Annotated in this window: 19 protein-coding genes; all 19 read left to right on the top strand. The window is 54.3% G+C overall.

All coding sequences use genetic code 11. From position 1 onward, the window contains the following. Nucleotides 1-13 precede the first annotated feature (13 nt). The 19 genes from DWW03_RS13445 (at nt 14) to DWW03_RS13355 (ending at nt 13,420) form a co-directional block, all read left to right on the top strand. Nucleotides 14-364: a hypothetical protein gene (locus tag DWW03_RS13445; protein WP_118406878.1), complete on the top strand. Its 351-nt coding sequence runs from the start codon at nt 14-16 to the stop codon at nt 362-364. Further along, nucleotides 361-699: a hypothetical protein gene (locus DWW03_RS13440; RefSeq protein ID WP_118406877.1), complete on the top strand. Its 339-nt coding sequence runs from the start codon at nt 361-363 to the stop codon at nt 697-699. Before DWW03_RS13445 ends, DWW03_RS13440 begins: the two co-directional genes overlap by 4 nt. Next, nucleotides 683-958, top strand: coding sequence for a hypothetical protein (locus DWW03_RS13435; protein WP_130064795.1), 276 nt, complete (start codon nt 683-685; stop codon nt 956-958). Before DWW03_RS13440 ends, DWW03_RS13435 begins: the two co-directional genes overlap by 17 nt. Beyond that, entirely contained in the window at nt 955-1,503 is a 549-nt protein-coding gene (locus DWW03_RS13430) for a hypothetical protein (protein ID WP_118406875.1), read from the top strand. The genes DWW03_RS13435 and DWW03_RS13430 overlap by 4 nt, the downstream gene beginning before the upstream one ends. A gap of 2 nt (nt 1,504-1,505) precedes the next feature. Further along, nucleotides 1,506-2,003, top strand: coding sequence for a VRR-NUC domain-containing protein (locus DWW03_RS13425; protein WP_118406874.1), 498 nt, complete (start codon nt 1,506-1,508; stop codon nt 2,001-2,003). Further along, on the top strand, nt 2,000-2,485 hold the full coding sequence (locus DWW03_RS13420) for a hypothetical protein (protein ID WP_118406873.1): 486 nt from the start codon (nt 2,000-2,002) through the stop codon (nt 2,483-2,485). Before DWW03_RS13425 ends, DWW03_RS13420 begins: the two co-directional genes overlap by 4 nt. A 2-nt stretch (nt 2,486-2,487) precedes the next feature. Beyond that, nucleotides 2,488-2,868 carry a hypothetical protein gene (locus DWW03_RS13415; protein ID WP_118406872.1) on the top strand — a complete coding sequence of 127 codons (381 nt, stop codon included), beginning with the start codon at nt 2,488-2,490 and terminating at the stop codon, nt 2,866-2,868. Continuing rightward, nucleotides 2,865-3,086: an SEC-C metal-binding domain-containing protein gene (locus tag DWW03_RS17095; RefSeq protein ID WP_238614308.1), complete on the top strand. Its 222-nt coding sequence runs from the start codon at nt 2,865-2,867 to the stop codon at nt 3,084-3,086. Before DWW03_RS13415 ends, DWW03_RS17095 begins: the two co-directional genes overlap by 4 nt. A gap of 34 nt (nt 3,087-3,120) precedes the next feature. Beyond that, entirely contained in the window at nt 3,121-3,423 is a 303-nt protein-coding gene (locus DWW03_RS13405; RefSeq protein WP_118406871.1) for a hypothetical protein, read from the top strand. A gap of 96 nt (nt 3,424-3,519) precedes the next feature. Then, nucleotides 3,520-4,452, top strand: coding sequence for a hypothetical protein (locus DWW03_RS13400; RefSeq protein ID WP_130064797.1), 933 nt, complete (start codon nt 3,520-3,522; stop codon nt 4,450-4,452). Then, complete coding sequence (locus DWW03_RS13395) at nt 4,436-5,293, top strand: hypothetical protein (protein WP_118406869.1); 858 nt, start codon at nt 4,436-4,438, stop codon at nt 5,291-5,293. The genes DWW03_RS13400 and DWW03_RS13395 overlap by 17 nt, the downstream gene beginning before the upstream one ends. Before the next feature lie 6 nt (nt 5,294-5,299). Beyond that, nucleotides 5,300-5,944: a hypothetical protein gene (locus DWW03_RS13390; RefSeq protein ID WP_118406868.1), complete on the top strand. Its 645-nt coding sequence runs from the start codon at nt 5,300-5,302 to the stop codon at nt 5,942-5,944. Between the two features lie 3 nt (nt 5,945-5,947). Further along, entirely contained in the window at nt 5,948-7,300 is a 1,353-nt protein-coding gene (locus DWW03_RS13385) for a phage terminase large subunit (RefSeq protein WP_118406867.1), read from the top strand. A 91-nt stretch (nt 7,301-7,391) separates the two neighbouring features. Further along, nucleotides 7,392-7,943 (top strand): hypothetical protein, encoded by a 552-nt coding sequence (locus DWW03_RS13380; RefSeq protein WP_118406866.1) that lies wholly within the window; start codon nt 7,392-7,394, stop codon nt 7,941-7,943. Between the two features lie 4 nt (nt 7,944-7,947). Then, a complete protein-coding gene (locus tag DWW03_RS13375; RefSeq protein WP_118406865.1) occupies nt 7,948-8,436 on the top strand; it encodes a hypothetical protein in 489 nt (162 codons plus the stop codon). A gap of 2 nt (nt 8,437-8,438) precedes the next feature. Beyond that, nucleotides 8,439-8,942, top strand: a complete 504-nt coding sequence (locus DWW03_RS13370; RefSeq protein WP_118406864.1) for a hypothetical protein — start codon at nt 8,439-8,441, stop codon at nt 8,940-8,942. A 3-nt stretch (nt 8,943-8,945) separates the two neighbouring features. Then, nucleotides 8,946-10,064, top strand: a complete 1,119-nt coding sequence (locus tag DWW03_RS13365) for a hypothetical protein (protein WP_130064798.1) — start codon at nt 8,946-8,948, stop codon at nt 10,062-10,064. Nucleotides 10,065-10,066: 2 nt separating this feature from the next. Beyond that, entirely contained in the window at nt 10,067-12,238 is a 2,172-nt protein-coding gene (locus tag DWW03_RS13360; RefSeq protein ID WP_118406862.1) for a hypothetical protein, read from the top strand. 3 nt (nt 12,239-12,241) lie between these two features. After that, entirely contained in the window at nt 12,242-13,420 is a 1,179-nt protein-coding gene (locus tag DWW03_RS13355) for a hypothetical protein (protein ID WP_118406861.1), read from the top strand. Nucleotides 13,421-13,439: the final 19 nt, after the last annotated feature.

Here is a 13,439-nt window from a genome sequence, read left to right as displayed (position 1 = left end):
ACCACAACGCACGATGAAAAACAAAAACGACAAGCGGGGCAAGTCCCCGGCAAATTTCTACGACAGAATCGCTGAAATGCTCGGTAAGGCGGCTATTCCGCAGACGATCACAGTCGAGGCCGAGGGAGTTTCGCCCGAAACATTCTCGGCAGCAGGAATCACGAAACGCGAACTGTATGCCACCGTCGCAATGGCAAGCCTTGCGCACGCCATCATAACAACCCCACCCGTCGGAGGCGGCAGGCTTCGTTCAGACTGGGCGCGGCGCGTGGCTGCACAGGCCGCAGAGCTGGCCTACCACCTCGACGAAGCGCTCGGCGAGATCGAACGAAACGGCGAACCCGCAAAAGATTCAAGACGATGAAAATTCTGTATTTGCCACTCAAAAAGGAGTGGTACGAAATGATCGAGCGGGGCGATAAGCGCGAAGAGTACCGCGAAAATACCCGTTACTGGAAAACGCGGCTTATCGACACGGTAATATACGACGAGGGGGACGAGGAGACCGAAAGCCCGGTATTTATATTCTTCAAAGACTACGACGCAGTTTGTTTTTCCTACGGCTACACCCGCCGCCGGATGCTATGGGAGTGCAAAGGCGTTGATTTTGGCCGAGGTCGCCCGGAATGGGGTGCACCCGATCACGAAACATTTATCATCAAACTTGGAAACCGCCTGAACGATGAGAGATTACAGTAAAGATTTCGCCGAATGGCGAAAATGGCGCGACGAAAAAGGGTTGCCGCCTATCTACGACAACCCGGCCGACGCGGGTATCGAAACGGATTTCCGGGTCGGGCAGCAGGTGTCGTTCACGAATGAATACGGCGTGCGGTTCGAACCGCACATAATAATGGGATTCTGCAAACCGGAGCTTTCGGGCCGGTGCGTCTACCTCGACTACGACTGCTACTGGTTCCCGACGGAACTCAAATCGTTAAAACCCTACCGGAAATGAAAGACATTCATCATACCTGCCGATGCACCGGGCAACAGTTTACGTTCAAAGAGTGGTGCGCGTGGCTTGATAACCACGAAAAAGCCGGACAGGATAGCGGTAAATTCGTGGCGTTATCGTACAACGGTTTCGATTTCAACATTCACGACGTATGTCTAACGCCTAACAGACCTGTCCGATTATTCAACCACCATTGTATCGTGGAGGTTAAAACGGCGCAGTCGCCGACAGGACGCTGGGATTACGGGCTGGACGTCAACTTGCACAATTCGGGCCATCACGTCGGGGCCGGATTCGTTGATGATGTGCAAAAGGGATACCCAACGGAGGCCGCCGCGATTCTTGCCGCCCTGCTCGATGCCCGCAAATCAGCCGAACGTGAACTGGCGAACTGTTCCGGTCGCTCCCAGTCGAATCTCGACAACGAGGACGACGAAGACGGATTCATCAAAGACAGCACGCTGGCCCGATACATTCGGAACATCATCAAGCAAATCGACGATCAGCGCCGTGCAACGGCGTTCAAACAACTAACCCTATTTTGATTATGACACGACACGTTGAATCGCACATGCAACGAATGTGCGTCGGTTGGTTCCGGCTCCAATACCCCGCCGTCGGCAAACTCCTGTTCGCCGTTCCGAACGGCGGCGCACGGAGCCGCACGGAAGCCGCGATAATGAAAGCGGAGGGCGTAACCGCAGGCGTTACCGACCTTATCCTGTTGCTCGGACGCGGGGGCTTCAACGCCCTATGTATCGAAATGAAAACTACCGACCGACATTCCGCCCTATCGGACGCACAAATCGAATGGCGTTCGCTCGCAATCACGAACGGAAGCAGACACGTCGTCTGCCGAACGTTAGAGGAATTCCAGTCGGAAATACGCTGGTACATGGCACGCCCGGCGAATAACGAACCACGGGACGAAATCACCTGTGCCCGCCCGATAGTTCCGCCGTCCGTCGAAGAGATCGAGCGAGCATTTGGGAAAATCAGACGACACAAAATCAATCATCAACCAACAAAAACCGAGAAACAATGACAACACACAACCCGAAATTCAGAGGGACGCCCGGCCCGTGGCGGGTTGACGGACACGAACACAAAAACGGCGTCGTAGAATATACCATCGTTTCGATTTCCGGCGACGCTGTCGGCTGCGCTCCCGTCGCAGAGGTACTGCGCAATAACCCGCGCCCGATGCCGGAACAACGCATCGAGGCCAACGCCCGACTATTGGCAGCCGCGCCCGACCTGCTCGCCGTGCTCGAATCCCTCGTCGGGATATTTGAACCGCACAAACTGACCCCATATTGGTCTATGCGCGAAACGGTAAATGCAGCGAAAAAGATCATCGGATACATCTACGGAGTGGACGAGCGAAACCGCACAACCAACGAATCGCCCTCAAACGACGCCGAATTCCTCGAATGGCTGTACGTCCGACTGGTCGGCACTCACGGCGAAAATCCCAATACAGACTATATGCAGAACCTTACATCAATAATCGAAAAATTACGGTAGCCATGAAAACAGCTGAAGACCTTAACAGGCTTATCCGCGACGAAATCGCGACTATCGAAGCGCTCCGAAGCGAAGACGAAAAAATATGGTCGGTTCGGGGGGGGGTAACAGAGGCCGATGCAAAACGCAGCAAGAAGATCCGCCGCATGATCGGCGACCACAACAACGAGATCGCCCACTTGCGCCGCCTTATCCGCTTTGTCGAGGCAACCCCGGAAGAGGGTGTGCGAATGATGCTCGACCAACTGCGCGGGCAGGTAGATCGAATCACCGCATCTGCCGACCGCTACAAATTGAAAGAGCAGAAAAAAGAGTATCTGACACGCGCAGGCGCGCAGTTCAAACACACGCAAATCGCCGAACTTGAATTCTTATTACAATGAATAACAAAGCTATTGCCCCGGAAACTACCGTACAGGAACGGTGTGCCATCTGCGGCCGACCGAGGATTTACAAATACGACGGTTATTGTCGTCCCATCTGCGAACGATGCGCCAACGGAGGTGGCAGGACATACGTTCGAAGCGGAGAGAAGATTGGCCGCAACGAACCGTGCCCATGCGGTAGTGGTTTGAAATACAAGAAATGTTGCGGCAAATGAATGCCGCCCTTAATAACTCAAAACCAAAATAAAGATGGACAAAAAACAAACGACCGCGACTTGCCCCAAATGTGGGGAAGAAATTGTGCAGTGCGAAAACTGCGAGAATACGGGCTGCCCCGATTGCGACGGATTTGTAGTTACCCGCGACGACGTGATTCTGTGCCCGGAATGTGCCGCCGCCTGCAAAGAGGATTGCGACAAGATGCGCGCCATCGGTTGCGGCAGTTGCGCCCTTTTCGCTGACGAAGACGACGAGGGGCAGGGTTGGTGCGAACTGCATCAGGAATCCGTGTGCTTCATTGATAAATGCAGCGACCGGATTTCGAAAGGCTGACCGTTGATAAAATCTTAATCGAAGCGTGTATTATTTACACGCTTTTTACATATCTTTGTGCTGGTAACCAATACAGAGTAAACGCATACCGGGCCTATGAAAATTCCGCAAACTATCGAAATGCAGGTCGGCGCGCTCAATACCAGCGAGCACAACCCGCGACAAATCACCGAAGACGATTTCGCCGAACTGGTCAAATCCCTGCTACTGCTGCCGAAAGGCTTGTATTACCGCCCCGTCGTCGTGGACGACCGGAATATCGCCCTTGCCGGAAATATGCGCTTGCGGGCGCTGAAATACATTCACGAACTCGGATTCGACGACCTCGCAGAAATCTTGCGGGCGTCGTATCGGTTCCGGCATTTCGACGAGGCGAAACAATCCGCGCTGCTGAACTACTGGCGCGAATGGCAGATGCACCCGACCGTGCCGACGCTTTACGCCTCGGAACTCGACGAAGACGAGCAGCAGCAGTTCATCATCAAAGACAACCTATCGTTCGGCACGTTCGATATTGACATGTTGGCGAACGAGTACGACATCGCGGCGATCATCGACGATGGTTTCGACATCGACCTACTCCCGAAATCGGCCATCGAGGCGTTGGCCGCGGCAAATGGCATCGACCCTAACGATATAACGGGGCGACGCTGTGGCGGCGACGGGGAAGCCGACGAGCACTACACGCACAAAATCACGTCGCCCGTCTACGAGCCGAAGAACGAAAAACCGGACTTATCGACGCTGACCGACAGCGGCCGAACCGACGAACTGCTGGCAAAGATCGAGGCGTCGAACGTATCGCCCGACGAAAAAGAGTTCCTGCGGCAGGCTGCCGCACGGCATACGGTGTTCGACTACGCCAAGATTGCCGACTACTACGCACACGCCTCGAAAGAAATGCAGGAGCTTATGGAAGATTCGGCGCTGGTCATTATCGACTTCGGCAAAGCCATCGAAAAGGGCTACATCCGATTGTCGGACGAAATACGAAACGAATACACACGGGAGTATGGCAATGAGGCATAACGGGTTCGTCGCGTTCATTCTGACGCACGGACGCCCCGACCGGGTGTTGACCTACGAGAAACTGCGCAAACACGGGTACACGGGGAAAATATACATCGTCTGCGACGACGAAGACAAGACGCTGCCGGAATATCGCAAACGTTTCGGCGACGTGCTCGTCTTTTCCAAATCGGAGATCGCAAAGACATTCGACGAGGGCGACAATTTCGGCGACCGCCGGGCAATCATCTACGCCCGCAACGCCTGTTTCGAGCTGGCCCAGCAGATCGGGGCGACACATTTCATCGAACTGGACGACGACTACACGTATTTCAAATTCCGGTTCGACGACCAGCTACGCTGGCACGGCGCAGACGTCCAAGACCTCGACGCGGTATTCGACATGCTGCTCGACTATTTCAATTCCGCCCCAATGCTGACCCTTGCAATCGGACAAGGCGGCGATTATATCGGCGGCGAAAAGGCGACGAGATTCAACGACGGAATACAGCCGATGCGCAAGGCCATGAATTCGTTTATCTGCTCCGTCGACCGACCGTTTCAATTCGTCGGCCGTATCAACGAAGACGTCAATACCTACGTCCTGCTGGGGTCGCGGGGGGGGGTATTTCTGTCCATCCTACAAATCGGCCTCGACCAACTCGAAACGCAGAGCAACAGCGGCGGCATGACGGAATTGTACTTGGACGCGGGCACGTATGTAAAGAGTTTCTACACGGTCATGTATTGCCCGTCATGCGTGGTTGTTTCGGCAATGGGAACCGCCCATCGGCGGCTGCATCATCACATCAAATGGCGGTACGCCGTGCCGAAGATACTGCGCGAATCGGTTAAAAAGTAACGACCAATGGCATCACACCCAAGCAACAACAAATCGGCGAAAGACCGCCGGAATGCCCGTCTGCCGCTCGTGTCGCATCTGCGCCTCGAACGGCGGATGCCGTTTCGTCAGATCGCCGCAGAGGTCGAACGGCAGTTAGGGTATTCGGTAACGCCGAAGACGATCAAGACCGATTGGGATTTGCTCGTCAGCGAATGGCGAGCCGAAGCCGCGAGCAACACACAGCAGGCGTGCGACGAGGCGCTGATGGAGTGCGACCGCGCCATCGCGGAACTGTGGCGGCTGTACGAAGCCAGCAAGCAGAAACGAGTTGTCAAGCGGGCAAAGGTTCGCACGACACTCGTCGATATAAACACGTTCGGAAATCCTGTCGTCGGCAAGCCTCTCGACGCCCCCGTTCCGCTCGAATCGGAAACGTCGAGTGTCACGGAGGAACCCGTCGGCGACGTGCGAATCCTCGCCGAAATCCGCAAATGGGAGGAACGCCGCGACAAACTGCTCGGCCTCGACAAGGTACAGGTCGACATCACATCGGGCGGAAAGGAATTCAAGGGGTTTTCGTCGGTGCTGCCCGTCGTGCCGGGCATCGACGAAATCGTCCGCCGTATCGACGAGGAGCGCGAACGGAAACTATCGGAAGAAGACGAATAACACATGTTTACCGACGGACTACAACAGCGCGAAGAACAGCAGCGCGTCAACTACAAACAGTTGCTTGCCTACCGCCACTTGGCCGACCCGCGAATCCGATACGTCGTCTATGGCGGCGCAGCAGGCGGCGGCAAATCGTGGTTGGGGTGCGACTGGCTTATGCGTTGCTGCTGGGCGTTCCCGAAAACGCGCTGGTTCGTCGGCCGAAACAACATCAAGGATAGCCGCGAATCCGTGCTGGTCACGTTCGGCAAGGTCGCCGATTCCTACGGATTCACAGACTACCGGATAACGGACGACGGCATCAAGTTTACGAACGGGTCGGAAATCGTACTGCTCGACTTGACATTCTATCCGCAGAAAGACCCGATGTTCGAGCGGCTGGGGTCGAAAGAGTTTACAGGTGGTTGGATAGAGGAGGCCGGAGAGGTTCATTATATGGCCTACGAGGTGCTGAAATCCCGAATCGGGCGGCATCTCAACGAGGAATACGGACTGGAAGCGAAGATGCTCATAACCTGCAATCCGAAAAAGAATTGGCTGTATAAGCATTTCTACAAACCGCATATCGACGGAACGTTACCGAAAGACTGCGCATTCGTTCAGGCGTTGGTCTACGACAACCCGTTTATCACGCCCGATTACATTCGAACGCTCGAATCAATCGGCGTCAAGTCGATTCGGCTACGTCTACTGCTCGGCAAATGGGAATACGAGAGCAACGCAAACCAACTCGCCGACTACGACGCCATCCTCGACTGCTTCACGAACGAGCGGCAGACGGGCGACGGCGTGCGGCGTATCAGTGCCGACCTTGCCATGAAAGGCCGTGACCGCTTCGTCGCGTTCAACTGGACGGGAATGGCCGCTAAACTCGCTATCGACAAACCATACAGCACGGGCAAGGAGATCGAAACCGACCTGCGCGACGAATCGAGGCGGCACGGCGTCCGGCGCTCCAACATCATCGCCGATTCTGACGGACTGGGGCAGTACCTCGATTCGTATTTGGAGGGCATCAAGACGTTCCACGGAGGAGCGCCCGCGCCAGATAACACGTATTTCAACCTCAAATCGCAATGCGCGTTCAAACTGGCGGAGGTTATCAATGCGGGGCTGCTCTGCATCGACTGCCCGGAAGAACTGCAATCGACCATTGCCGAAGAGCTGGAAGCCTGCCTTGTCGCCCGCGACGTCGACGCCGACACGAGCAAGAAACGGATCATCGACAAACGAGAGATGAAAGCCGTACTCGGTCGGTCGCCCGACTATTTCGACCCGCTGATGATGCGCATGTACTACGAAATCGTCCCGCAGCCGAAAGGTATGCGCGCCCGCGTCGGGCGGCTTTCGTGAAAAGCTGTTTTCGGGCTGTTTCTGCTGGTAAAATTTGAAAGACGAATAAACTACCGCCCCGGCGGCAAAAGTGGATTAAACAGGAAAACTGATGAAAATAACAATCAAGAAACGGACGACCCGGCAGGTGCTCGCTATCGAACGAGTGCTGACGCCCGAATCGCGTACAGCATTGCAAACCCTGCCGAAGCCAAACAAAGTATGCGGCGTGCGCACGCCTCTAAACCTCAACGATCTAACTATCGGCGACCTGTTCAGCTTGCAGGCAGACGGGGTGCACGCTCTTATAGAGCAAATCGCGTCCGTCATTCTGAAAGTACATCCCCGGCGCTGCTACAACGAACGGGCAGACAAAATGCTCGGTTTCGTCTTTTGGGTCGGGCGAGAATTGGAGCGCATCGCAGCGTTGTTCGCAAGCACAAGCAACCAGCCGACGCCCGAAGAGATCAAAGCCGGAATAAACGACCTTGATTTCGGGCCGTTCGGCATCATCGACTGGTACGCCCACCGACAGGGCTACCAAGACCAAGACGACGCCGCAAAGGTGGCATGGGTGCGCGTCTGCGAGTGTATGCGAATCGACAACGAGCGGATCGCCTTTGAACGGCGACTGCGCGAAATAATGGCCAACAAAAACAAATAGACCTATGGAAAAACCGACAGTCGAAAACAAAGTCAAGGAGATCGCCGAGGCGATGGGCCTTACCTATCTGTGCGAATCGTGGTTCCGCGCCAATCAAGCGTTCGACCGATTCCGGCGTCAAGGAGATCGCCGCGAGGTTACGCACCCCGACGGCCTCACGCTGCCCGCCTGCCTCTACGTGCAACCCGTGGCGGGTTTTCTGAATTTCACGTCGCAGGGCTTCGTGCGCGACGCTCCGTCCTGCCTTATCTCCTTTGCCGACGCTATGCCGCTCGACTACAAAGGAGCCGAGGCGCAGGAGATCGCCGAGCGGCTGAAAGGTCTTGCCGTGCGATTCATCGTCGCCGTAAACGAAAGCGGCTTTTTCGTTCCGGTCGCCGGGCAAATCAATTACCGCGTCGCGTTCGACAAGATGGACGCAAACCTATGTATCGTAACGCTGTCGCTGACACTCCAAGAACAGGCGGGCGTCTGCTTCGATTACGGCTTGTAGCTATGGACGTACAAAGAATAGAACTCGAAGCCGACCGAATCGTCGCCGAAGAACTCGACCGGGCACGGCAGAAAATTATCGAGCACCACGTCGCCGCGGGACAACGGACGACGGGCACAACCGCCGACAGCATCACAATAGCCGTAACGACCAATGGCGGCGTAACCACGGGAACGATGGACGCCCGCCCATATTTTGCAGCACTCGAAACCGGCACGCAACCGTGGCTGTCACAGCATTTTCGCCGACGCCGCGACGGGTCGGTCTATCCGTCCGCCCCGAAATGGTTTATCGACATCATCGCGGACTGGGCCGCAGCAAAGGGTGTAGATATTTCAGCGTGGGGAGCAGCGACCAAAATAATGACGGAGGGGTCGGCCCTATTCCGTAACGGCGGCCGCGAAGACATCTTCACGCCCGAAATAGCGGCCCTATCCGACCGCATCGCCGATAGGCTGGCGGGGCTTTTCGATGCACAGATCGTCGAATCAATTTTAAGACAATAGACCATGAGCAGAACATTTACACACAGCAGCACGGGAACAGTAGTCGAATATCCCAATGCAACGCATTTCGCATTCGTCCCGGCGATTTTCAAAATCACGAAAATTCCCACAACGTATGACAAATTAGAAATGGTCTTAACCGACCGCCAAGCGCAGCAATCGTACAGCGAAGAGCGCGAGCCGTTCAATGGGGCCGCATATTTCGATGTACGGCGGTATCTGCAACTGTTGTTCAATAACGTTGCGCAGGGAGTGATTGATTACAGCAAGGCGTTCGTCGATTCCCCGCTGAAAAAGAATATCTACGCTACGATATACTGGTATCGCAACGGCAGTCAATTCTATCTCGGCACGTTTGGGATAGACGCTATTTGGGGCACAATATCCGCCCGCGAATCATCCGGCGGCATCATGCGTCGCAAATGGTTCGTCCGCTATCCGTTTACGGTTGATGTCTTCGCCAAGAACGGAACATCGTTCGACGTGCTGATCGACGGTAAACAGTCCGACATCATGTTTTACAACCACAACGAGGACGCGGAAGGTGCGACCCCATACCACCGCTACCTGCTGAATCCGGCAAGAGTGATCGACCCCTCGACCGTCGCCCGTTCGGTGCATATCGCCGTACCGCATAGCCTCGTGCTGAAAAACGACGAGGAGGCTGTCGGCATGGTTGGCTATACACTCGACATAGACCGGAGCGCAAACGGTGTCTATCTGCGCTGGATAGACCAACAGGGGCGCTATTGTTACTACCTGTTCAAGGAGATCGGCAGCGCGTCGACCGTTTCGACATCCTCGACATGGGAGCGTGACGATATGAATGTCCCGACCGCTTACATAGACGGCGTGAATATCGAAACGTCAGTCCGGCAAAGCCTATCCCGGAAAAAGACCCGTTCGCTGGGAGCAAAGTTGGTCGATTCCGAAACGTATGATTTCCTGCTCACACTCGCGCAGTCGGTCGTCGTGGATGTTTTCGACGGATACGACGCCAACGACGCGCCGCTGTGGCACCGCGTCAATATCGTTGCTGGCAGCTACGAGAAGACGACGAAGCATTACCAAGATTTTATTTTCTCAATCGAGGAGCCTGCGCTGAGCGCACAAATGCTGTAACCATGACGGAGGAATTATATATCAACGGCGAGGCCGTCGACCTTAAACCGGATGCGGCGACGACCCTCAACTACAAGTCTAACCTGCTCGGCGACATATCGAAAATTACGTCGTCGAATTCGCAGACGATTCAATGCCCGAAGACAACACGCAACCGAAAGATATTCGACAATCCGGGGGCGCCCGCCTATGTATCCGATAAGCGATACAACCGATATTCGGCCCGCCTTGTTCGGAATGGAATCGAGGTCGTCCGCGTCGGATATGCCGTGCTGCTATCTTCGTCTGAAACCTACGAAATCGCGCTTTATTGGGGCGTGATGGCAAACTTTCAAACGTGGGTCGACAAAGCGGCCAAGTTGAACGAGTTGACCGGAACCGAAGCGCTGACGTGGAATGCAAATACCACAGCGACGACCCTGTCGCAAATGAAATCCACCGGATACGGATTTGCGAAATACGACTGCGGCGTGTCGAATGCCAGTCTTGCCAATTTCCACCCCAGCGCTACCACGTGGTGGATTCTCGACAAGATAACCAAGCAGGCCGGATTCACGTTCGAAATGCCGAGCAAGTACGCCAGCGCATTGCGAGCGATAGCGATTCCATGCTTGAGTCGAAACGCATCAGACGCAAGCAATGAGGCGGAGGCCACGGTATCTATATATCCATTCATAACGTACAGCAACGGCTTTTGGGGATATTCTATCGCGGGCAATAACGGGACAGATAGACACGGTGTTTTCGACCCGGATGATAATACCAAAATCCGTAAGGTCGACAACGCAACAAAGGTGATTATATCCATTGTAAACCGATCGGGGGCACAGTTGGGAATGGTTCTATATTCCAATAGCTCCAACGGATTCCCCAGCCGCGTATATATCCGAGCGACACGATACAGCGACCGCGACGAAACAACGACGCAAATAGCCGTCAGTATCGGGTCATCGTCGGTATCGTCGTCAACAGGAACGTATGCGTATCAAAAAACGTATTATTTCGCCGACATTGAAGAGGAAATCACGTGGGGAGAATATGACTACCTGCGCCTGTTTCCACATAACGGGACATCGGTAATTTCCGGTTCGAGATTGGGAAATACCAAACTTACGATTACGGAAGACTTCGAAAATATCATCTATCCGAGTTTATTTCCGATACCTCAAAACCTGCCCGAAATCTCGCAAATCGACTTCATCAAGGCGATCTGCGGAATGTTCGGCATCTTTGCCGTACCCGACCCCACAAACGTCAATAATCTGAAATTCGTATCGCTCGACACCTTACAGGAGAACAAAGCGCAGGCGTGCGATTGGTCGGATAAATTCGTCCGAAGCAATGACGACGAGCCGAAGACCACGGAATACAAAATCAACGACTACTGCCGCAACAACTATTTCAAGTACAAAGAAGACGATACGGTTTTCACGAATGCCGACGGCAATCTGAAAATCGACAGCGAGATTTTAGACGCCGAAAAGACCGTTATAACATTGCCTTTCGCTCCATCGGACGGCTCGACGATACGGCACTACGAACTGAACGATGACGGAACAGCCGTCGACACCGTACAAGTCAAAGACCGGATTATGCGCCTTATCAGCGACGGTTCCGGGCTGGCTATGCTTGCATTCGACGACCTCGATTTCACGACCTTGCTATCGAAATACTATTCCACCCTATCACGTCTGCTCAACAGCGCAATAACCATTACGGAGCAGATCATGTTGGACGAATACGATTTGAAATCGCTGGACTATTCAATCCCGTTCTACCTGCGCCAATATGGGAAATTCTACGGCATCGTCAGCATCCAGTCGACAGCGAATAAAGCCTGCGAGGTCAAGGCCGTGCAGTTGCCGGAAACGGTTGTCCAAGAACCGGAACGCCCATCGCAGGCGGTATCTATCGGCTGGCAATGGGAAGACGTCGCTATTTACATAACAGCCAGCGCTGCGCCTGCGTCAGACCTCGATGTCGTGATAACCCCCTACACGTACGACGGTGTTGCCCTCGTACAGCAAACGATCATCTTTCCTGCCGGGCAAATGAAAGTGATCGGCCCGACGATTACGCGAATAGTCGGCGGAATCGAAATAAACTCCATCACCCCGGAATATGACGACACGTATAGCTACATCATCGCAGAACAAACCACGAAAAACGCATAACAAATGGCAGAAAACACAACAACCCGCGTCGTCGAGGTGCAAGTCGACAACGCGGAAGCTATCAAGTTGATAGCCGACTACAACGCCAAGATCGAGGAATCGACGGCAAAGGAAAAGGCCCTGCGCGAGGCGATCAAGAAAAAGGGAGAAGCCACCGCCGCCGACCGCGAGGAACTGGCGAAGCTACGCGCCGAACAGACCGCCTACAAGCGCGAGTTGCGCGAGGTTGAAAAGGAGGTGCAGAACAACATCAAGGCGGCCCGCGAGGAAGAGGGGTCGAACCGAAAACTGCGCGCCGAACTGTCGAACCTCACAAAACAGTACGATTCAATGAGTGCAGCCATGCAGAAAAGCGCAGAGGGCGAGGCACTCAAAAAACAGATCAACGAAATAACCGATGCGCTGCTCGAATCGGAAGAGGGTACGCAAAGGTTTTACCGGAACGTGGGTAACTATCCCGACATCAAGCCGCTCGAAACGCAATTAGGTGTAATTCGTCAGCAACTCGCGCAGATGAAATACGAGGGCAAAGAAACGACGCAAGAGTATCAAGACCTGCTGGGCGTCGCCGCAAATATGAAAGACGCCCTTGCTGACGTCGAGGCTGGCATCAATGCCGGGGCATCCGACACGGCGCAACTCGACGTGCTCATCAAGGGGACGCAAAATCTTTTGCAGCTATGGGCACAATGGTCGATACTTTCAAAGCAGTTAGGGGTCGAAAATAAAGACCTCGACAAAGCTATCGGCATTATAACGCAGACGCTCGGCGCACTCGTGGCCATCCAATCCGTGCAGAACATGTTGCAGAAACAGTCTATCGTCATGCAAAAAGCACAAGCGGTTGCAACATGGGCACAGACGAAAGCGGAAACCGCCCGGACGTCGGCGATGGCCGCCGGGACGGTTGCCACAAACGCCGGAACCGCCGCAGTATGGAAATTCACGGCGGCGCTTTTTGCAAACCCAATCGGGGTTATCGTCGCGGCAATTATCGCGGCAATCGCGGCCGTTTATGCCCTCGTCAAGGCGTTTAGTTGGTTCAATTCGTCGACCGAAAAAGCGAAAGAGAATCTGAAAAAACAAGGCGAAGAACTCGACAAGCTCAATAAGAAATACGACGAGCACATCGAGAAGATGAAAGCCCTCTGTCCCGTCCTGAAAAAGGTTTACAGTGATTGATAATTAAAGATAAACATTT

Origin of the sequence: Alistipes sp. AF14-19 (genome assembly GCF_003461645.1) — a bacterium.
Taxonomy (GTDB): domain Bacteria; phylum Bacteroidota; class Bacteroidia; order Bacteroidales; family Rikenellaceae; genus Alistipes; species Alistipes shahii.
The sequence above is the reverse complement of the archived record's forward strand: the minus strand, read 5'-3'. Positions and strand labels throughout refer to the sequence as shown.